We start from the raw sequence: 21306 nt of genomic DNA on the forward strand, positions 1-21306 counted from the left end.
GCCCGGCTTTGTCTTAACCAAAAAGCCGGGCTTTTTTTATGTCTAACAGGAAAATTCGACTAATTCCGCATTCTTTAACCCGGCCTCAACCATCTCCTGAATGGCCAATCCTTCCTCCGCTTTGCAAATGTCATGTGAGCGACATTTGGTGTTCGGGTGCGGCGGGACAAATAATGTACAGCAATCCTGGTCCGGTTCAATGGAAGTGTCAAACGTCCCAATTTGTTGCGATTCGTTGGTAATTTCAATTTTGTCCATGCCAATGAGTGGTCGCAAAATGGGCAGCTTAGGAATTTCACTGACCACCTGAATGTTTTCCGCGGTTTGGGATGCCACTTGCCCAAGGCTGTCTCCGGTAACCAAACCCCACGCCTGTTCTTTTTCGGCGATGTGATCGGCAATGCGCATCATCATCCGACGATAGAGGACCACTCGAATCGGGGCTGGAGAATCCAATACGATTTGTCGCTGAATTTCACCAAAGGGGATGAGGAAGAGCCGAGAATAGAGTTGATACCGTGTTAAATGCTTCGCTAAATCTCGAACTTTTTCCTCCGATGCCCTGGAGAGATACGGCCGACCGTGAAAGTGTACAAACGTCACTTTGCAGCCACGCTTCATCATGCGATAGGCAGCCACTGGAGAATCAATCCCGCCTGAGAGCAAACACACCACCTTCCCGCTCATGCCAGTGGGTAACCCGCCCGGACCCTGTTGGCGATTTAGAGAAAAATACGTTGTGTGATCCACGATCTCGATAAAAATCGTCAGGTCCGGCTTATGTAGTTGAACCGGTTTTCCCGTAATCTCATGAAGGTATGCCCCCACTTCTCGATTCACTTCCACGGACGTGTGAGGAAATCGTTTATCCGCCCGTTTGGTCGTGACGCGAAAGGTGTGGAAGGATTGAGTGGGGAGTTGTGCTTCAATGGCTTTACAGAGGGGTTGCAAGTCTGGGTTTCCATAATCGATAGGGAGGGAATATGCCAGAGAATAATTGACCACGCCAAAGGTATGCCGAATGCCATCTTCGATGGCTGTCCATGGCGTACCGTCCTGGAAGCTGACCTTCACCCTCCCCGGGAGGGAGTCAACTTGAATGCCGTTATGGTGGCGAAGGGAATTTCGGAGGTGTTGCACCATCCGTTGGATAAAGAATTTTCGGTTCCCACCCTTGAGGGCCAATTCGTGATAGTGCACGAGGGCACAGGGCATTATTCAGACGCCTCCAAAAAGCGTTCAGCATCGAGAGCGGCCATGCACCCCGTACCCGCTGCCGTAATGGCCTGTCGATAGTGAGAGTCCTGCACATCTCCGGCGGCGAAGACTCCGGGAATATTGGTCGCGGTGCCATGTGTAGTTTGAATATAGCCGTTGGCATCTGTGTCGATCTGTCCCGTGAAAATCTGGGTGTTGGGGGTATGCCCAATGGCTACAAACACCCCTTTGCAATCCAGAGTCTCGGGTTGGTTGGTCACGGTATCGCGGAGTCGAATGCCGGTGACCACTTCGTCTCCCAAAATTTCATCAGGAACCGCATTCCAGCGAAACGATAATTTGTCATTTTTCATGGCTTTATCTTGCATGATTTTTGAAGCTCGAAGTTTATCGCGTCGATGGATGACCGTCACATGGCTGGCAAACTTCGTTAAAAACGTGGCTTCTTCCAACGCACTGTCTCCGCCACCAATCACAGCGATAGGCTGCCCTCGGAAGAAAAATCCATCACAGGTCGCACAGGTAGAGACTCCATGCCCAAGGAGCCGGCTTTCGGAAGGAAGCCCCAATAAATTTGCAGAGGCACCGGTGGAGATAATCACCGATTTGGCCTGGATCGTTCGTTCGTCATTAATCGTGATAGTAAACGGACGTTGGCTAAAATCCACCTTGGTCACATCCGCAGCCTCGAAGGTGGTCCCAAAGCGTTCCGCTTGGGCTCGCATATCCTGAATAAGTTGCGGCCCCATAATGCCCGTGGGAAAACCTGGAAAGTTTTCAACATCGGTGGTAAGGGTGAGTTGCCCTCCAGCTTGTGAACCTTCCAGCATATAAGGGGCGAGGTTGGCGCGAGCGGTGTAAATGGCAGCCGTGAGCCCGGCAGGGCCTGATCCAATAATCACAACGTTGTGCATCTGACAAATCCTTGGGTTGAAGATGAAAATTTTTTAAATACGGGTATTAGGAACTATGATACCGATTTCGTCCTGGTCCTGAAAAGGTAAAGAGGTCTTCAGGTTGAATGCCGGTTAGGGCTTTGCTTTTCGATGGTTCCGAGATTCGTGGGTTTTCTGTTGGGCTTGGGCCAAGAGGTCACCATAAAGATTATGAACTTTTCCTCGAAGTTCACCGAGGGGCAAAGTGCCATCAATCAGATAATCCGCCAATTTTTTTTTGTCCCGCATGGGAAGTTGGCCACGTATGCGGGCCAAGGCTTCCTTTCGAGACATTCCATCCCTTCCACAGGCTCGAGAAATTTGGGTGCGTTGATCGGAGGTCACTACGATCACGCGATCCATTCGAGCATGCGCATTGGCTTCAATCAATAAGGCCGCATCATAAATAATGACGGCATCAGGGTGTTGCTTGGCGATGGATCTGGCGATGTTCGCTTGCTCGCGAGCGACCCGCGGGTGCACGATAGCATTTAAGTTTTTCAGTTGCTTGGGGTGTCCAAAGACCCGGGCAGCGAGGGCTTGACGATTAAGGGTCTGGTCATCGTGTAGAATGTTTGTACCGAAGGTCGCCACCAAGTCTTTCCAAGCCGCCCGTTTGGGTTGGACTACGGACCGTGCGAGTTGATCGGCATCGATCACTTCCGCCCCGCATTCTTGGAACATTTTTGCCACGGTGGTCTTTCCTGACGCTAAACCTCCGGTTAAGCCAACAAGTAACATGGGAGCCCATATTACCGAGATTTCCCCTAGGCGTCGAGTGTGGAAAAGATGGAGTCTCACCCCTTCGACACTTGACCGTCTCTCAGAATTTCCTGTATTTGCCTAAGAAGGGTGTCTCAATATGTGATTGAGGCGGGGGGGAACCGCGTACCGCTCCTGAAAAAATGAAACATATGAAATTTCTATCAACCACAATCATCATTTTGGGGTGCCTCCTTTGTGGAGCAAGTCTGGTCACGGCCCAAGAGGGTTTTCTCCCCCATGGATCCGAAACACCTGGTGGGGCGACATGGGTTGTGGCGTTAGATGGAACCGGGCAATTCATTTCCATTCAAGAGGCCATTGATCAAGCGCATAATGGCGATACCATTTTCATTAAGGCAGGAAACTATAGTGAAGACGTGACCGTCCATAGTAAAGAGGGACTGAAAATCGTCGGCGAGGGATGGAAGAAAGTATTTATTGCAGGGTTGAACCGTGTTGGCACGCTTCATATTGGCAAGTGGCCGTATGGCGCGACTGATGTCGAAATTAGCGGGATGTCGATTCAACAACACGGTGGTCTTGGAATAGGTATTTTTAATGGGGCGGGGGTGATGCTTCGAGACATACACGTCAATGGATTAATTTTTGTCCAGCAAGTCCAACGAGTGCGAATCGAACACTGCATTGTGGGTGGCAGTGAAACCACGGGCATGGCCTTTGCTGATTCAGACGCAATTCTCGTGGGCAATATCATCCACGATAATGATCACGGCGTTTCGGTGGGAGGTACCTCGAAAGTTGAAATGAAAAATAATGTGATTACTCGGAGCCTATTTGAGGCCATTTTGGTGGCAGATAAAGGTCAGGCCTCTATTGTCCAGAACACGCTAGTCAACAACGGTGGCGGCGTGAAATTTCAAGATGAGTCTTTCGGAGATATTCGAGGGAATATTATTAGTGATTCAAAAGTGGGAGTGGCATATTCTTCCACGGCGAACGTGACACGATCCTACAACGCATTCCATAACAATGGTGCCCATGATCAAATCAGCGAAACTGCTCCCACATCCTCATCTGGTAATTCCCAACACAATGCACTTTATGTATCTCCACATTTTGTCGCCCCGGATCGTGGCGATTTCAGACTACAAACCGACTCACCGTTGTTGAATGTCGGAGAATTCCCCTTTCTCGGCGCGCTTGGTCCTATCAGCCAATAATATTGCTCCCAAAAATTTTGAGGTTTTCTGCGAATTCCACCTGATTACATTCATGGGATCAAGGCGAGTAGTGTTTGTAGGGTTGGTCGTGGTGTTATCGATTGAGTTAAACCTTGCTAAAAGGAAAGAGTAAAACGTTACTTCTTTGCTTTGGGACGTAAACGAAGAAAGCCTTGGTCGGCGTCGAGGGTGACTTCGAAGTTTCTGAGGAAGGACATCCCGAGGAGGCCGGATATTCCTGAAATTCCATCTGGTAAATCATGGATGGCGACGGCCACATTGGAAGCATGGGCTGCTCCAACTTGGAGGGATTCCAAATTTGACATGCTGACCTGAACCGACCCACCGGCCGTATTGACCGTATTCAAACTCACATCCGATCCCGACAGTAACCCCAGTTCAATTCCGATATCGTACGACAGCACTGTCATCGTGGCACCTGTGTCCACAATTAGATGGGCATCAACCGAACCATTTAGCGTCACTTGGACTACCATAGAACCGCCAATTTTTGTGATGGGGACGGTAATCGTCTCAAGTTCTTCTTTTTTTTTGTCAATGGCCTCGTTATCTTGGTCGGATTGTTCCTTGGTCGTGCCTTCTTTGGTCTGTTCGTATCTTTGTGAGATGGAAGCCCTTTTGGGATGTTGCCGAGGGGGATGAGCCTGTGCTGGATTCGGAATTGGAGAAGGCGCTATTTGCGCCGTAGGTTTTTTCGGATCAAGGATCGTGCAGTCTTCGAGTTGTGCTGGACTGTCGGTTAAAACCACCGAACCTTGGGCGTCAAAACATCGATACATAGTAGCCATGGCCGTAGGGTTGATTGCCACAAGAACAAGGATGGTAAGTCCCCATGCGAATCCTTTCGAGCAAAATGTGGATCTTGTCCGCATCGGTTAGGTTTTATTTCCGTCTTTGGTCAAGGGAATTGTGGCTTCCACGGTTTCTCCAATGCCCTTCAGATATTTCGATAACACGACGGCCGTAGGTTCAATGGATTTCACTTGAATATCCCCTTCTAGTGTTTCTCCTTGCTTCACAATGTATATCGCTTGACCATTGCTCAGGAATACCTGTTGGTCACCTTTTTTGGTTAAGTATCCTAAAAATTGGTATTGCCGCAATTGTTGTTGGGCCTGCTGAGCGGCCAAATTATTCGGTGAAGGTGGTGGAGGAGGTGGCGGTGGGGTGTTGACCGGTGCGGCCTTCGGGGCACGTGGTTTGGGCGGCGTGGCTTCAGGTTTGGCCCGCGTTTTGGCTACGGTGGGTTTTGGTTGATTGGGATCTTTCAGAGGAGCAAAGATGTTTCTGGGAGTATTGAGAGTGATTGGTACAGTGTGGTCTACACCAAAACCCAAGGGACCGGTTTCCCGGGAAGCGGGTCTTGTGGCTTGGATATTTGTGGGGGCGTATTGTTGAGCCTCCTGTTCCATATCTTCAACAATGATCAAGGTGGCTCCAAGAAGGAGGACGCCTATGAGTAGGAGGCCTTTTTCGCGTTTAGTCACGGTGAGGTGAATCCTTTCACGGATAGAGCGCCTTCCGGTTTGAAATACGTTCCAATGCGCATTTTAAAGGCGACATCTTCACCTTTTTTTGATCGTTCAGCCGTTAACTTTTCAATGATGAGATAGGTCCCCGAGGTCTCCAACTCGAATATAAACTTTCGGATGGCCTCATACGGACCAAAGGCATCAAAGGAAATATCCCCCTTTGCTGCGAGTTTATTCTTCTGTTTGTTCTGATGGTATTGCATCCCGGGGATTCGTACGTTGTTGGATTTGGCCAGTGTTGTGATTGTAACTCCCAAATCAGAAAAATCTTCAGGGACGGGTAGTTTATTCCATATTCCGGCTAATTGCGTTTGGGTCGTTTTGGCCTTCTGCCGCTGGACGTGTTGTTGTTGCAATTGAGTAAGCGTGGCTTCCACTTGGGCATGCCGGTCTTCCGTTGGAATAAGCACACCAAAATACATTCCTATGCACCCAAGTAAGCTGGCGCACGTGAGACCGACTAAGGGTTTTAAAAATCGAAGCGTGGTATTGGCAGTTGGTGAGAGTGTCGTGTTTGGCAGATTCATTTAGGCGCTCTTGGGGACTTTTTGTCGTGATGGTTCCTGCCCCTGAGGTTGGTAGGTGACTTCTAAGTTAAACACGAAATAGGAAAACTTGTGTTTCTTGTCTTTGTCCTTTTTCTTTTGAAATTTATGATCGGACAACACAATGTCTCGAAACGCCGGATGTTGTTCGAGCCCATTTACGAGCGCGGACAGGTCCTCTAGTGTGAGGGCGGTCCCGCTTAAGGCGATGGTCGAATGTTGGAAATCTAAGATCACGGATTCCATGGCAATGCGGGAAGGAACGGCGGATTCCAAATCGTTCAATAGTTGGGTCCAGGAAAATTTTTGTAGGGAGGTCAATTCTTTCGCAAAGGTGACTTGTTGCGAGAGTGCCTGAAGTCCTTGATCCGAGAGGTTGTAGCCGTTGGATTCGGCTTGTTGCCGAAATTGTCGAGAGGTTTCCATCACCCGTGCGATGGTTTCTTCCTCTTTGAGAGTCTCGGCTTCAATCTGTTGCGTTTCCCACCAGATCCAACTCATCGTCAATAGGAGGAATACGCAGATACCTGCAAGGCCGGCTTGAATCATTCGAATGGTTGTCAGGCCTTGTGCGGTGAGAGGAATGTGTAATCGAGGGATGTTCATGTTTGACTCGTCGCGGAAAATGCCGGCAGGGAAGTACTCGTCCAAGTCGGCAACCCGGTTAGGGACTTCGGTTTTACATTTGGCGTGCCGGGAAATAAGGGAAAGGCTTTGATTCGTGGTTTGCCAAGTCCGGCCTCCCAAGGAAATTCTTGTTCAATAAGTTCGGAAATTTTCGGCAAGGTTTGATCGGGAGTGTGGCTTCCAATCAAAAATAATGGATAGACCTCATCCGGAGAAAAAGACTTTTCGTACGTTTCGAAATAATATTGTAATGTGCCTACAATTTCATTCGTGAGGAAATCGACGGTTGGTGGAGAAAATGCGTGTAGATTGCTTGGTTCATCAGCAGCCGCAGGTTTTTCGAAATTCTCATGGTTCAAATCTGTTCTGGAAGTTTCTTCCTGATCAGGTTCGGGCTGATGTTGGGTAATGGGCGGAAGCCAGGGTGAAAGGTAACGTAATGGTTTGACGCGTAAAAAGGCTGGAATCTTGTGGCGTATACCAATAAGCGAAAAACCCCAATCCGCAAGATACAGGAAAAATTGGGTGTCCGGTGCAAAGGAAATTCTTCCCTTCGATTGGGAAAGGATTGACTCCATGATGGGTCGGCAGACATTAAACACCGCGAGGCTGGCAAGGTGAATGGATGCGGGAATGAGCCCTGCTTCTAAGCAAGTGTTTTCATAGGCTTGGATAATGTTTTCCTGGATGGCTGTCGCCAGAAGGCGCACAGGTCGATCGGATTTCTGCGAGAGATGCTGAAAAGATATGCGCCTTTTTTCTTTGGAAAGTTTCAGGTCTTGTTGCAAGCGCCATTCGACTAACGCATGTTGTTCCTTGGGGCTGTTTGGGAGCGAGGCCATTTCCAGGATGGTGGTTCTGGCACAGAGATCTGGAAGGCAGAGGGCGATGGGTCTTGGGCCTTTTCGGTGCCCAAAAACAGCCTTGAGATTACTGATGACTTGTTCTTTTTCAAGAATATTCGGCTCTAGGGGAGAGAGGCGAATGGTCCCTGTGGGAATGGGCTGCTCTTCATAGTCGTCAAACGATTGATGGCCGAACCGTCGGTGTATATGGGCCACACCAATGGAATCGGCTGTCATATACAGACCGGCTTTGGGTCGTGTGAGTGGAAATAGTGTCATCCAATGTCCTCAATGGGGGTCACGCGGTTAATTTCCCGAAGGGTCGTTTCACCCCGTATCACTTTTTGCACGGCGTTTTGCCGAAGTGTGGTCATCCCTTGCGCAAAGGCTGCGTTGTGAATTTCCGATGAGGTACGTTCCGTGAGAATCATTTCTTTAATCGACTCATTCACATCCAAAAACTCGGTAATCGCTCGCCGTCCCTTGAACCCGAGACCATTACATTCGTGACAGCCTTTTCCTTCATAGAAGGTATAGGTTTTTGCCCGCTCATAATCGATGCCTGAATCGCGGCATAGGTCAGGGTCGGCCGGAACCGGCACCTTGCAATATGGACAGATGGCCCGAACCAGACGCTGGGCCAAAATGCAGCTGAGGGATGAGACAAAGTTAAATCGTTCAATGCCCATATTGACAAATCGGGAGATGACATCGAACGCATTGTTCGCATGGACAGTGGTAAAGACGAGATGCCCGGTCAATGCGGATTGGATGGCAATTTGCGCGGTTTCGGCATCACGAATTTCCCCGACCATGATTTTATCAGGATCATGCCGGAGAATGGATCGCAGCCCTCGCGCAAAGGTTAATCCTTTCTTTTCATTGACGGGAATTTGCACGATGCCGCCTAGTTGGTATTCCACGGGATCTTCAATCGTAATAATTTTGTCCTCAGGAGAATGTACTTCATTGAGCGCACCATAGAGGGTCGTGGTTTTTCCGCTTCCAGTTGGTCCGGTCACCAGCACCATACCGTACGGCCGGGTGATGGCGCGTCGAAATCGTCTGAGGTCTTCGGGGGGATATCCCATGACATCCAAGTTCAAGCCTCCGACTCCGGTGGTAATACTTGATTTGTCCAGGACCCGAATCACGATGGATTCAGCAAACACGCTTGGAAGAATCGATACACGAAAATCCACCGTGCGCTTTTCCACGTGCAGTTTGAAGCGACCATCTTGAGGGATGCGTCGCTCGGAAATATCCAGTTCCGACATAATCTTGAGCCGGGAAATCAAGGAAGAATGCACGGAGGGCGCAAGGGGTTCCATGGCCGGGTACAGCACACCATCAATTCGAAACTTGACCTCAATGCTATTTTCATTGGGTTCGATATGAATATCACTGGCATGTTTTTGGAGCGCGCTGAGAATTATAGTATCAACTAACTTGACGACCGGGCTTTGATCTCTGGAAATGCTTTCGACCGAAAGAATTTCTTCTCCCTTATCATCCTCTTTGACGAGCACGGGATGCAGTTCCGCTTGTATTCGTGTCAGGGCCTGTTTATTGCCTTCGCTTGCGGCCAGCCCATCTTCAATCGCCGTCTTGGTGGTAACGACCAATCGAACTTCTTGACCTAGGAGTAACTCCAATTCATCAATGGCCCGTAAATTTTGCGGGTCTGTCACAGCAATGGTAAGAAATCCATCTTGACTGGAAAGTGGAGCGAACGGTTGGCGGTGCATCCATTCAACGGGAATGGTGGAAAAGAAATCTGGGTCCACGCGGAACTCATGCAAAGGTTCGAAGGGCAGACCAAACTGTTCCGCGATAGCTCGGGCGAGAGGTTCTTCCTTAACCAGGCCCTCTTCCAGCAATATTTCTCGAAGAGGTGTGGCGGTGGATTCAGCACGCTGCATGCATTCACTCAATTGAGTGGGCGAAAGCAGTTCATGCTTCAATAAAATTTCTTCTAATGATGTGCGTTTAACTGGTGTGGCCATATTAACTCTACAAGATGCGTACTGCGTACAACGTGAAGCGTGAGTGCTTAAGGGAACTATTTTTACACCATATGCCTAGCGCATGACGCATCATGATTCCCATTACACGGTATCCGCTAATTGGAACACTGGGAGATACATCACAATGACAATACCTCCGACTAGAAACCCCATGATGAGCAAGAGCACGGGCTCAATCCAGGTGGTTAATTGATTCAATTGCAAATCCAGTTCGCTCTCATGAAATTCCGCGATTTCCTGCAGCATGGTTTCCAGAGAACCCGTAGACTCTCCCACTTCGATCATTTCGAGAGTCATGCGAGGCAGAAAATTTTCTTGTTTCAATGATGCCGCCAGTCCCATTCCGTCACGAACCCGTAAACTGGCCTCGCTCAAAGAGTGAGAAACGACCTTATTTGTCATGGCCTGCGCCGTGATCGTGAGTGCGGTCAACAGGGGAATCCCACCAGCAAGAATGGTGGCTAACGTTCGTGAAAGACGAATGATTTGGTTTTTGATCATGATGCCCCCGATTAAAGGGAGCCGTAGTAGGACATTGTGAAATTGGTAAAGACCCAGGGGTGTTTTAATCCAAACGTAAAAGAGAATGGGGGTGACGATACCAAACCCAAGGGCCCAGGGACCCCACTGTGAAATCGATCCGACGATGTCGAGGAGAAATTGAGTGGGAGCTGGAAGTTTAGCGGCTCGTTGAGTGTAAACCTCCGCAAAGATCGGCATGATATATCCTAAAAGAAATCCGACCACGCAAAGCCCAACAAAGACCAGAAAAGCTGGATAGGCCAAGGCTTTCGAAACTTTTTCCCGTACGGAAATAATGAGTTTCAGATAGGCAATGTATCGTTGAAGCACATCAACGAGGTTGCCAGTGTGCTCACCGGATTGAATGGTGGCCCGATAGAGATCCGCAAAATATTTCGGCTGTCCTGTCATGGCTTCTGAAATGGCCGCACCTCCACGAATGCCTTCTCTCACATGTTGTAGGGCCACTTGGAAATGTGGGTTGAGGGCCCGTTCGGTCAGAATGTCAAAAGTTTTGAGAATGGGCAGACCGGCTTTGACAAGGGCCAGGAATTGTTGATTGAAAATTAGGAAGTCCCGGAGAGACAGCTTGGTGCCAAAATGAATGCCTTTGGTAAGGTTGGCCTGGGTCTGTTCGCCATCAAGTTCCAGGACGAACAAACCCTGGTTTTCCAGTTGGCTCCGTACGGCACCCTCACTGATTCCATCGGCATGGGCATCGACAATAGTGCCATCGGTACGTGCGGCTCGATAATGAAACTGCGGCATGGGATATCCCCATCACGGGGTGGGTTTGTCCTTTTTACTGGGCATCTCAGCGAGCTCTCCAGGATCAAGATCTTCACCATATGGAATCTTAAGAAATTGCCCCGCGACGATCGTGTGGTTCGTGAGCCCGTTGAGTCGTTTCAATTCATTGACGGTCGTGCCATACGTTCGAGCCAGTTGCCACAAGGAATCGCCTCGGCGCACGACAATCAGGTCAGTGCCGACTATACGGTCTTCAGCTGAGGGGGGATTGGTGGATGACACGGATGGCTTGCTGGCTATTATTTTCTGCTGTTCGACTTCATCTCGTAAGGTCACAATATCTTCGGAAAGTGTTCCCAACGAGGAGCTGAGATTATTCAGAGAGGTTTCGATGGTTCGCATTTGGGTGACCAGTTGAAGCACCTGTGGGGCCGAGGCAGTTTTCGCTCGCAAATGGGTGACTTCCACGCGAAGTTGATCTCGTTCCGCCGTGATGGTCGCGAGTTCGGTTTTCAGTTGTGAAATCTTTTCAGCATGTTCCAGTTCTCGGGCTTTGAGCGCAGCCGTTTCCTGCTGGGCCGACCTTACGGCTGCGGCTTGTTTGGCAGCTTTGATGCGTTCCGAAGCGAGGGCCGCGCGAAAGGTATCGGCCTCCGCCTTGGCTTCAATGGCCATAGTCGAATTGGAATATGCCGGTGGTGGTTTTATCGGAGAGGATGATGATTGCGTTTGGTGGGCACAGCCCTGAGACATCACAACTAGTAAAAAAATCGAGGAGATTTTCACTAAAAAAAGAGATGTATCTTTCATAAAATTTTTACCATTCACTATAGTGCGTGCCATCAAGGGCCGCGAGGTCACTGCCACTATGGACATCAAAAATTCCACCGGGCTCAGCATCATCCGCGTTTTCCTCAAAGACCAATCGCCAACTCGTAGAATCTTTGGTAAAGGGATCGACTGGAATTTGCCGAAGATATCCCGCTTCCACGAGGGCCTCAAGCGTTTGAGGATAGATACCCTGATCCGCATAATGTTGGTCCAACACTGTCCGAAGAGTGGCCAGGTTTTGTTTTAAAGTCGCCTCCCTCGCTTTCACCGCCGACCGTTGAAAGGATGGTACGGCAAGTGTCACTAAAATACTAGCAATGGCCACGACGATCATGAGTTCCAGGAGCGTGTAGCCTGTCCACTTTTTTTCAACGATGGGGTGCATTACCAGTTGCGATACGAGGTGCCGTCGAGGGCTGTCCCCGTGTTCGTAGTGAAAATGTCAAAAACGTCTTCCCCACACCAATCATCGACATCCGCATCATCCTGATAGCAGCGAATACCCCATTCATCAGAATTGGTCATCGGATCGGTGGGTATTTTCCGTAAGTACCGTCTCAGGGAGACCGTTTCTTCAATGGCGGATTCCGCGCCACTCAATTCAATTTTTAATAGCGTTTCGAGAGATTTTGGATATCCCGTGACTCCTGTGTTCTCCTTGCATGACAACTGGTTTTTTACGCAGAGCGGGCCCAAAAGCGTATTATTGTCTCGTGCCCAATCGCGGCGAAAATCATCGATTGCGGTGCGAACGGTTCGCAAGGTTTGACGCAGCTCCAATTCCTTTGACCGCTTGGAACTCACTTTCGTGAGCGGGAGAGCAATGGAGGCCAAAATAAACACGATCACCAGGGTAATCAGTAGTTCAATTAAGGTGACTCCGCGGTCCTGTTTCTTCATTCTATAAAATACGAATGAGGCTATGTTGAACGGTGATCGGCACCGATTGCCCCGATGGGCCTGTTAACTTTGGTTGCTTGATGACAAGGGGAGAATCTCCCTTGGCTTTCGTTTTAAACACAACCGTGGCAAGCTGTCCGCTTCCGCTGGCTGAATGTCCGGTTCGCCCAAATTGCAACACGACGGTTCCCGATTGGGGCGCTGCTGACACCGTCATGGATGATTCCTTTGGAGAAATTCGGAAAAACTGTCCGGGCAATGCCTCGGTAAATTCCAATAGCTCAGGATTATAGGAAATGGTAATTTGTGCCAATTGCGTTTCCGGAATGGATTCTCCTGTTAAGATCATCTCAATGGTTTGTCCCGGACCTGTAGTAATTTCCGATGGCGTCAATACTATTTTCGATGCCAAAGATTTGGGAGGCACGGTCGGTTGTGGCTTTGGCGAAATCGGTGAGGAGGGAGTGCCCTTTTCACTGCTCTTCACCGGTGTGGTACTGTCCGAAGTTGGCTGTTTGCTTTCAGGAAGTTGTGCTGTCTCGTTGTTTGCCACGACGTCAAGGATCGGAGCCTGTTCACGTGGGGAAAATAATGGTTTGGTTGAATATTGGTCGGCAGTTCCCGACCAGAGTGTGTGTTTCACGATGTTGGGAGGCATAACGCTTCGAATGATGCGCGAGGTGAGGACAAGGATAACCTCGGTGTCGACCTTTCGATCTTCCCTGCCAAAGAGGTCCTCTATAATAGGAACATCATCAAGGCCGGGTATCGAATCGCGGGTTTTCCGATCCTCTTCTTGAATCAATCCGGCAAGAACTACGGTTTCTCCATCTCGAAGATTCAATGTCGTTTCGGCGGTTCGAGTGCCAAAACGGAATTGGTTGATGAGGGGGTTGTCCTGCAGGGTGACTTGTTCGCCGATGCGCGTGACTTCCACTTTCAATTTGATGGTGATTTCCCCAGTCAAGTGAATGGTGGGTTCCACATCGAGTTTGACGCCGGTGTCTTTGAATTCGATAGAAGTAACTGTGGACTGCGTTGCAACACTCCCTCCAAGATTTGGATTCGTTGAAGTCGTCGATAACAGAATGGGTTCCTTATCACCGACGTTGATCGAGGCTTTTTGATTATTCAAGACTCGAATTTTAGGGGAAGCCAGAGTTTTGGCATTTGATTCCGTTTTAAAGAAATCGAGTAAGATATTTGAGGGGAATTTAAATAAATAGGAATCCGGGCCTAAACCCGTGAGTTGCTCAAATTTAAATGTCTGTGTGCTAGCGGTCTCCCCGAACGAGGCCGCTGCTGCTGATCCTGGAAAAACCCCTGCTCCGACTTGTTTGGCAAAGCTCAGCCCAATTTTCTCTCGTTGATTTCGGCTGACCTCCAAAACTTCCAATGTAAGTTCGACCTCAGAATCTCGACGATCATTGGCCAGAATGACTTGTTCCGCCAACTGAAGTTTCTCGGGTTCGTCTCGGATCACGACCGTGTTCAACGGTTCATTGACGTAGACCCGTTTGGTCTCGAGGATCGTCCGGAGCAAATTAGCCATATCCTTGGCTTTGGCCGTAGAGAGATAAAAAGTGCGAATTTGAAGGTCTTCATATTGTTGCCGTTTTTGCTTGGTGTCCGGAATGATGAGCAGCGTGTCGGGACCAATTCGCCTCGAAAATAATTGGTTAGTGGATAGGATGAGATTCAGGGCTTCGTCGAACGGGGTGTCTTTAGTGAAGATGGTGACAAGGTCATCGCGGACATCCTTTTCAAAGAGAATGTTGATGTTGGCGGTCCTCGCCAGGATTTCGAAGACTTGTTTCAATCGGGTATTTTGGAATCGAAGGGTGACGGCTTCGGTCGTTCCACCGAGGCTTTTGTAGACCTTCTGTTGCTCTGCAATCGCTGTGATGCCATTGAGGGCTTCAGTCAAATTGGGATCTAATTCAATGGCCTGTTCATAGGCATTCATTGCGTCATCATATCGACCCAAATTCTGTAATTTTTTCCCATCCTCCATGCGTTCTCGCGCATCTTTGAGACGGACAATATCCTCGAGGGCGGCATGGTGTTCCGGTCTGCTTGGGTCTAGCCCTAAGGCAATTTCAAACTCTTGCATAGCTGCAGGGAGTTTGTGCTGGTTCAGCAGCTTCCTGCCTTTCTGGTAGTGAATCTGAGCCGCTTGGATTTTGGCCTGGGAAAGGGCCTTTTCGATTTCTTGATTAAACGGGTCTTTCTTGAGGGCTTCACGGTATGCGCCGACAGCGGCATCCCATTGTTCTTGTTGGACCATTTCCTCGGCGAATTTGATATCAGGTCCGGCGGTACTGCATGCCGTCATGGTCATACAGATGACACCAATTAAAAGAGAGCCCAATATGTACTTGAAGCACTGAATCATGACAGAAAGGCGTATTCCCTCATGGAATGTACAAAGCCAAGAAATTCCTTATGGAATTTCCCTCAAACCACCCTACCATAACTTCAAAAAAAGTGAATAGGGAATTAGGGGATTTTGGTAGCTATATGTGCTTCTTATCGGTTTATTTTCGTTAATGTTAAATCTTGTTTTCCAGAATATGACATTCTTGAATTTACTTAGGTATTTAATATTAAAAATGACAGTAAAGAGGGGGAGTTCGGGAGCTATTAAATATTCGGAGTTTGGATAAGCTTGGGAGAAGGGTAAATTGAATTGTGAAAATATCAGGAAATGAACCTCAGGATTCAGCCCCCTCAGATTCCCCTTGTTCCGGGTTCCCGGGTTCTTCTCCTGCCGGTACGGTTTGGCCCTCTCCGGAGGTTGGCATCTGCTGGCAATTGGCAGGGACGGCTGGATTCGCAGGATTGCTGCCACAACCTGCGGCTACGGCTTCAAAACGGATGCTGTCATAGGATGTGGCGCCTTTGAAGGTTACCAAATCCATTGGTGTGTCGGTGCTGGCACTTCGGACCCCATGAATATCTTTTCCGACCAGGATCAGGTCAAAATCTTTTCCCGTCATCGGGTCTTTGTAAACGTTCTGGAGATACCGCTTGGGGCGTTTGGTCAGGTCTTCTAATTTCATGGGGTATCGATTGGCTCTTGTGGCCTTTTGTACTTCGTAATCAGCCACATATCGTTCGATGGCTTCCTTAATTCGACTGCCCCGAAACAGCAATTCGGCTTCACGATCCCGTTTCATGATTACGGACCAATGTTGACTGACTGCCATGAGCGTGATGCCCAATATCACGACGATAAACATCATGACCAGGTAGGTGGCCCCCTGCTGGTTCGATATTTGAGCCAAGGGTCTCCGAGATCCTGACGAGAAGGAAAGGAAAAGATGCTTCATAATATAAATTAGACCGGCCATTGTTCTTCTCGCCAAGCCATGTCCCAGAACATCCACTCATAGCGAGAACTCGTGAGAAAGTCCCTCATCATTCGGTCTTTTTCAGCCTTTCCGGCTACCTTGGCCTCTCGATCCACCAGGGTGCGCATAAACTGGGTAACTTCGGCAAACTCTGGGGAGCCATACAACTTAAGCCAATCGCCATAAGGATGGTTATCGGGGGGAAGTCCATCTCCCAACAAGTGTTGACCCACCACGCAATATACCCACGCGCACGGGAGTGCGACCACCGTCAATTCCGCGAGTGTGCCGGTTTGGGCCACGCTTCGCATATGACGACAGTAGGCATAATTGGTGGGTGACATTGGCGTGGATCGCATTGCCTTAGCGGTCAATTTCCACTGTTTCCCGTAGGTCTCATGAAGACCCCGTTCGACCACAATGGTTTCTTCCACGAGCTGGGCAAAACGCAGGGCTGTATCAGGGTCATTGGCCCGTTGCGCCCCCAACGCAAATACGCGCGCTAGTTCTTCCAAATAACGTGCATCTTGGAGAATGTAGTATTGAAATTTTTTCAAGGGGAGGGTTCCCTTGCCCAAGGCTTTGACAAAGGGGTGTTTCAATTGAGCATCCCAGATAGGTTTAGCCAATGTTCGCATCTGTTCAGTAAAACTCACAGGGTAACTCCTTAACCTAGATCAAATGGTTAAAATTCCTGAGGCAGGGCCCTTAGTCGATAGTCCGGAAATAAGGGTATCGCATTTCTGATGATGAGAAAAGACCTGAAGTGTCTTCAAATTGTTTTGGGAAATGCGGGAGCCACCCTGAATGAAGTGGATGGCGTCTGAATCGCTATGAAGGAGAACGATTGGCCTCTTTGTACAAGAGGCCAAAGCGGGAGATTACAGGAGAGAGGTTTATAAAAGTTTTCTGGCCGCCTCGAATGCGGCCTCCATATCTGGCATATTAGCCAAATCAGGAGTTACCTGAAGATATTTGATGACATTGTGTTGATCAACCACCATAACCGTGCGCGCGAGCACATGGGGGCCTTCTAACAGCAGTCCAAATGTTCGGCCAAAGTCTCCGCCACGGTAATCAGAAAGAAACGTGACATTATTGATTTTGGCCTCTTTGGCAAAACGACCTTGGGCAAACGGTGTATCCACACTGATGGTATAAAGGTCCACCTGCGCATCGAGGCCCTGGTTTTTCTCACTTAGGTAATGCGTTTGTTGTTCACATACTTTGGTGTCGAGGGAAGGCACGACGCTGATAATCCGAACCTTTCCTTTGGTGGATGCAATATCCAAGAGCGATAAATCATCCTTGGCCACTTTTACGGATCGCAGTGAATCTCCCTGGGCAATACTTTGACCGGAAAGATCTAGGGGAGCGCCACGGAATTGTATACTTGATCCTTCTCCGCTTGAAACTGTTCCAGTAGCCACGGGAATAGAAGTGTAGGAAAATCCCTTATCGGATGAGGGGTCAAGAGTAGCGCAGCCGCTCAATCCAATAATCATGAGGAAACTGCTGAACAGGACGGCTTCAGTGAAGAATCTATTCATGGGAAATACCTTTCATTTCATCAAAATATATTTTAAGACTGTACTCTGTACAGTGTTTTAGAGTACCGGGAGATATACGACTAGGTTTAATTGGTGTCAAGGGTTTTTGAATAAGAAAGGAATGGCTTTTGATTACAGCGGAAATTATCGTCGTGGGGTCAGAGTTGCTGCTTGGGGGGCGGGCGGATACCAATTCGATTTTTTTGGCCGAAATGTTGGCGGAACAGGGGATTGAGGCCAGGTTTAAGACCGTCGTGGGTGATGATATTGAAGATATTTGCGGTGTTCTCGCACAGGCATCAAAGCGGGCTAAAGTCGTACTGGTGACAGGAGGGCTTGGTCCGACCGTCGATGATGTAACTCGTGAGGCCATGTCCAAGCTGACAGAGACATCTTTGCGCCTACGTCCTCGAGCCCTACGTTCGATTCAAGCCCGATTCAAGGTCGTAGGGAGAACCGTGACAGCCAACCAACGGCGGCAGGCCTATTTACCCTCCGGGGCAGACCTCCTTCGAAATACCACGGGAACCGCACCTGGATTTTCTTTGAAATGGAGGAAATGTCGAATTTTTTGCTTGCCGGGGGTAAGCCATGAGGCTCGGGCAATGTTTTTGGATTCTGTGCTCCCCATTTTGGTTAAAGAACACCTTTTCGGGCAGGGTATTGAAAGTCGATCTCTCCAAACGTTTGGCCTTATTGAAGGGGTCGTGGATGAGCGGATTCAGGGGGTCGTCCCGGAAGCAAGTGGTGTACAGGTTGGGATTCTCGCTTCGCCTCTCGGTGTATCGGTTTCTTTAACTCGCCTCCCTAATGCGAATCGCTTTAATGCAAAGATTGGGAATGAAAATAGAGAAAATTTTAATGTTCCGCTTGAAGAATATTTAATGAATTTATCTACAAAATTACAGCCCTTTGTTTTTGGTCTTGATGGGCAACCCATGGAAGAAATTATTGGGCAAGCATTATCAAAGCGAGGACTCACTCTGGCCATGGCGGAAAGTTGCACGGGGGGGCTGATTGGTCATCGACTGACTCAGGTTCCCGGCAGTTCTTCCTACATGGATAGGGGGGTTGTATGCTATAGCAATCAGGCCAAAATGGATCTGCTCGGGGTGACGAAGAACATACTTCAAAAACATGGCGCCGTCAGTGCCCCGGTGGCCAAAGCTATGGCCGAAGGTATAAGGAGCCGAAGTGGGGTCGATCTTGGGTTAAGTGTTACCGGCATTGCAGGCCCTGGTGGAGGCACCCCGATTAAGCCCGTGGGGCTGGTTTATGTAGCCCTTTCCATCCAAGGGAAAACATTTACGAAAGAATTCCGATTTCAAGGGGATCGAAATATGGTTAAACTACGGGCCTCCCAAGGAGCGCTGGATGTGCTTCGGCGATGGTTGTTTGGGATATCTATTGCCGATGATGATTAAGGGGTTTTTGTGAGCCTGCGAACATTTTTAGCGATTGATCTGCCATCATCTCTTCACTTGGCCATAGAGCAAAAACAAAATCAGCTTAAGTCTGTATTGCCTGGAATCAATTGGGTGAAATCAGATAATCTCCATATTACCTTGAAGTTTCTTGGTGATACGCCTGAATCTCAAATCGATGATCTCCGGCAAATTGTGGAACAGGCGGTGAAGGGCACATTGTCCTTTGTGCTGACCTTAAGAGGGTTTGGCGCTTTCCCGGATAAGCGCGCTCCCCGCACTCTTTGGACCGGCATCGAAAGTGAAGAAAATGTTTTGGAGCATCTGGCCGCTCAGGTGGAAGCAGCAGTCGTCTCTTTAGGCTTCCCTGAGGAAGGAAAACCCTTTCGCCCTCATCTTACGTTGGCCAGAATTAAGAAAGATCATCGAGAGCTTGGTCAGGCGATTGAGAAGGCTGGGGTGTTGGCTGATCCCTTTATCTTTGGTCGACTATTGGTCGAACAGGTCACCTTGTTTCAAAGCGATCTCCGACCCACGGGGTCGGTCTATACGAAATTATGGGCTGTGCCGTTGGCCAAGTCCTAAAATACAACTCCCTTTCCCTTTACTGATCTAAAAAGACCGTTGGCCTGTACTCGGGAATTGAGTATGATAGGTCCCCTACGAAGTTTATCTTCACTGTTGAGGAGGCGTTATGAGTGAGCGAAGTGGCGAAAACGAAGGCAAAAAGAAAGCATTAGAGCTTGCGGTCACCCAGATAGAAAAGCAATTTGGGAAGGGCTCTATCATGAAATTGGGGACAGGGGAAGCAGTCGACGATATACCTGCAATATCCACGGGTTCCTTAACACTGGATCTGGCACTTGGGGTGGGGGGATTGCCCCGCGGGCGCGTTATCGAAATTTTTGGACCTGAGTCTTCGGGAAAAACCACGCTGTGTCTTCATGCAATTGCCGAGGCACAAAAAGCCGGTGGTACCGCGGCCTTCGTGGATGCCGAACATGCTTTGGATATTACCTATGCGAAAAAGCTCGGCATCCAAACAGATGACTTATTGGTCGCTCAGCCGGATACCGGGGAGCAGGCCTTAGAAATTGTTGAGACATTGGTGCGAAGTGGGGCAATTGATCTGATTGTCGTGGACTCGGTGGCAGCCCTGGTGCCTCGCGCCGAGATCGAAGGTGAAATGGGCGACTCGCACATGGGCCTTCAGGCGCGATTGATGTCTCAAGCGCTGCGAAAACTCACCGGGGCAATTTCAAAGTCTCTGACCACGGTAATTTTCATCAACCAAATCCGAATGAAAATCGGGGTGATGTTTGGCAGCCCTGAAACCACGACAGGCGGAAATGCCCTGAAGTTTTATTCTTCGGTTCGATTGGATATTCGACGTATTGAATCGATTAAAGAAGGCCAAGAGGTCATGGGAAGTCGTGTCCGGGTCAAAGTGGTGAAGAATAAAACGGCGCCCCCCTTTAAACAAGCTGAATTTGACATTATGTTTGCTCAAGGTGTGTCGAAAGTTGGCGAGTTGGTCGATCTGGGTGTTGAAAAGAAAATCGTAGATAAAGCCGGGGCCTGGTATTCCTATAACGAAGAACGATTGGGCCAAGGGCGAGAAGCTGTCAAGGCGTTTTTGAAGTCTAATCCGGATATTGCCGAAGAGATTGAGCGAAAGATTCGTGAACAGGCCGGCTTGTTCAAGACACCAATTGAGCCACCCACTGACGTTTTACCTGCAGCTGGGAAAAAAGCCGCCAATGCGAAGTAATATCCAAAGAGAAATCGGCATATGAGCACCGACATTATCGATCGTTTAGAAGGCGATATGAAAGTGGCCATGAAGGCCCGCGAGGCCGATCGCCTCGAAGCCATGAGGTTTTTGATTTCCGAAATCAGGAAGGCCGGGATCAATGAGCATCGTGAGCCGACGGATGATGATGCCCTCGTGGTCATTGGACGCCTGATTAAACAGCGGCAAGAATCGATCGAGTTATTTAAAAAAGGTGACCGCGATGATCTTGTGGCCAAAGAAGAACTTGGGGTGGAATTGTATCGAACCTATCTTCCGCAGCAACTCAATGCTGAAGAGCTAAGTAAGATTGTGGCGGAGGTCATCGCCGAAACGTCACCGGCTGGATTGAAGGATTTAGGGAAGGTGATGAAGGCGTTGTTGCCTCGGGTTAAAGGCCGTGCGGACGGTAAGGTCGTCAATGCAGTGGTCAGAGAACAATTACAGGAGGCCTAGCACATCGAGATTGTGCCTTATTCTTAAGGCCA

22 protein-coding genes are annotated in these 21306 nt (G+C 49.1%); 5 read left to right on the top strand and 17 right to left on the bottom strand.

The features are described 5' to 3' along the window. Positions 1-42 precede the first annotated feature (42 nt). The 3 genes from thiI to coaE all read right to left on the bottom strand — a co-directional run bounded on the left by thiI (position 43) and on the right by coaE (position 2894). On the bottom strand, positions 43-1215 hold the full coding sequence (thiI, locus tag PPG34_RS01800; protein ID WP_313831422.1) for a tRNA uracil 4-sulfurtransferase ThiI: 1173 nt from the start codon (positions 1213-1215) through the stop codon (positions 43-45). Then, a complete protein-coding gene (gene trxB, locus PPG34_RS01805; protein ID WP_313831423.1) occupies positions 1215-2132 on the bottom strand; it encodes a thioredoxin-disulfide reductase in 918 nt (305 codons plus the stop codon). Before trxB ends, thiI begins: the two co-directional genes overlap by 1 nt. A gap of 114 nt (positions 2133-2246) precedes the next feature. Next, the gene (gene coaE, locus PPG34_RS01810; RefSeq protein WP_313831424.1) at positions 2247-2894 is read right to left on the bottom strand and encodes a dephospho-CoA kinase; all 648 of its coding nucleotides are present in this window, start codon (positions 2892-2894) and stop codon (positions 2247-2249) included. Between the two features lie 173 nt (positions 2895-3067). On the opposite strand from coaE, the gene PPG34_RS01815 reads away from it, so the two are divergent. Continuing rightward, complete coding sequence (locus tag PPG34_RS01815) at positions 3068-4099, top strand: pectinesterase family protein (protein ID WP_313831425.1); 1032 nt, start codon at positions 3068-3070, stop codon at positions 4097-4099. Between the two features lie 137 nt (positions 4100-4236). Here the strand turns inward: PPG34_RS01815 and PPG34_RS01820 are convergent, their stop codons facing one another. From PPG34_RS01820 to tpx, 14 genes are all read right to left on the bottom strand, one after another. Continuing rightward, positions 4237-4992, bottom strand: coding sequence for a retroviral-like aspartic protease family protein (locus PPG34_RS01820; protein WP_313831426.1), 756 nt, complete (start codon positions 4990-4992; stop codon positions 4237-4239). 3 nt (positions 4993-4995) lie between these two features. After that, positions 4996-5607, bottom strand: a complete 612-nt coding sequence (locus PPG34_RS01825; protein WP_313831427.1) for a hypothetical protein — start codon at positions 5605-5607, stop codon at positions 4996-4998. Next, positions 5604-6179, bottom strand: a complete 576-nt coding sequence (locus PPG34_RS01830) for a type 4a pilus biogenesis protein PilO (RefSeq protein ID WP_313831428.1) — start codon at positions 6177-6179, stop codon at positions 5604-5606. Before PPG34_RS01830 ends, PPG34_RS01825 begins: the two co-directional genes overlap by 4 nt. Further along, positions 6180-6803 carry a PilN domain-containing protein gene (locus PPG34_RS01835; protein ID WP_313831429.1) on the bottom strand — a complete coding sequence of 208 codons (624 nt, stop codon included), beginning with the start codon at positions 6801-6803 and terminating at the stop codon, positions 6180-6182. Further along, positions 6800-7948: a hypothetical protein gene (locus PPG34_RS01840; RefSeq protein ID WP_313831430.1), complete on the bottom strand. Its 1149-nt coding sequence runs from the start codon at positions 7946-7948 to the stop codon at positions 6800-6802. The genes PPG34_RS01835 and PPG34_RS01840 overlap by 4 nt, the downstream gene beginning before the upstream one ends. After that, a complete protein-coding gene (locus PPG34_RS01845) occupies positions 7945-9675 on the bottom strand; it encodes a GspE/PulE family protein (RefSeq protein ID WP_313831431.1) in 1731 nt (576 codons plus the stop codon). Before PPG34_RS01845 ends, PPG34_RS01840 begins: the two co-directional genes overlap by 4 nt. 102 nt (positions 9676-9777) lie before the next feature. Continuing rightward, positions 9778-10986, bottom strand: a complete 1209-nt coding sequence (locus PPG34_RS01850) for a type II secretion system F family protein (protein WP_313831432.1) — start codon at positions 10984-10986, stop codon at positions 9778-9780. Positions 10987-10998: 12 nt separating this feature from the next. Continuing rightward, complete coding sequence (locus PPG34_RS01855; protein WP_313831433.1) at positions 10999-11778, bottom strand: LysM peptidoglycan-binding domain-containing protein; 780 nt, start codon at positions 11776-11778, stop codon at positions 10999-11001. Between the two features lie 7 nt (positions 11779-11785). After that, the gene (locus PPG34_RS01860) at positions 11786-12184 is read right to left on the bottom strand and encodes a type IV pilin protein (protein ID WP_313831434.1); all 399 of its coding nucleotides are present in this window, start codon (positions 12182-12184) and stop codon (positions 11786-11788) included. Further along, on the bottom strand, positions 12184-12699 hold the full coding sequence (locus PPG34_RS01865; RefSeq protein ID WP_313831435.1) for a type II secretion system protein: 516 nt from the start codon (positions 12697-12699) through the stop codon (positions 12184-12186). Before PPG34_RS01865 ends, PPG34_RS01860 begins: the two co-directional genes overlap by 1 nt. 1 nt (position 12700) lies before the next feature. Next, positions 12701-15040 (bottom strand): secretin N-terminal domain-containing protein, encoded by a 2340-nt coding sequence (locus PPG34_RS01870; protein ID WP_313831436.1) that lies wholly within the window; start codon positions 15038-15040, stop codon positions 12701-12703. A 373-nt stretch (positions 15041-15413) separates the two neighbouring features. Next, a complete protein-coding gene (locus PPG34_RS01875; protein WP_313831437.1) occupies positions 15414-15986 on the bottom strand; it encodes a type II secretion system protein in 573 nt (190 codons plus the stop codon). 53 nt (positions 15987-16039) lie between these two features. After that, positions 16040-16708 (bottom strand): thiaminase II, encoded by a 669-nt coding sequence (gene tenA, locus PPG34_RS01880; protein ID WP_313831438.1) that lies wholly within the window; start codon positions 16706-16708, stop codon positions 16040-16042. Positions 16709-16948: 240 nt separating this feature from the next. Continuing rightward, a complete protein-coding gene (gene tpx / locus PPG34_RS01885) occupies positions 16949-17602 on the bottom strand; it encodes a thiol peroxidase (RefSeq protein WP_313831439.1) in 654 nt (217 codons plus the stop codon). 128 nt (positions 17603-17730) lie between these two features. Between tpx and PPG34_RS01890 the strand changes: the two genes are divergently transcribed. From PPG34_RS01890 to PPG34_RS01905, 4 genes are all read left to right on the top strand, one after another. Further along, complete coding sequence (locus tag PPG34_RS01890) at positions 17731-19026, top strand: competence/damage-inducible protein A (protein ID WP_313831440.1); 1296 nt, start codon at positions 17731-17733, stop codon at positions 19024-19026. Between the two features lie 9 nt (positions 19027-19035). Next, positions 19036-19611 carry an RNA 2',3'-cyclic phosphodiesterase gene (gene thpR / locus PPG34_RS01895; protein ID WP_313831441.1) on the top strand — a complete coding sequence of 192 codons (576 nt, stop codon included), beginning with the start codon at positions 19036-19038 and terminating at the stop codon, positions 19609-19611. A gap of 109 nt (positions 19612-19720) precedes the next feature. Further along, positions 19721-20797, top strand: coding sequence for a recombinase RecA (recA, locus tag PPG34_RS01900; RefSeq protein WP_313831442.1), 1077 nt, complete (start codon positions 19721-19723; stop codon positions 20795-20797). 21 nt (positions 20798-20818) lie between these two features. Then, positions 20819-21274 carry a GatB/YqeY domain-containing protein gene (locus tag PPG34_RS01905; RefSeq protein WP_313831443.1) on the top strand — a complete coding sequence of 152 codons (456 nt, stop codon included), beginning with the start codon at positions 20819-20821 and terminating at the stop codon, positions 21272-21274. The last annotated feature ends 32 nt before the right edge of the window (positions 21275-21306 follow it).

This window comes from Candidatus Nitronereus thalassa (assembly GCF_032191465.1).
Taxonomy (GTDB): domain Bacteria; phylum Nitrospirota; class Nitrospiria; order Nitrospirales; family UBA8639; genus Nitronereus; species Nitronereus thalassa.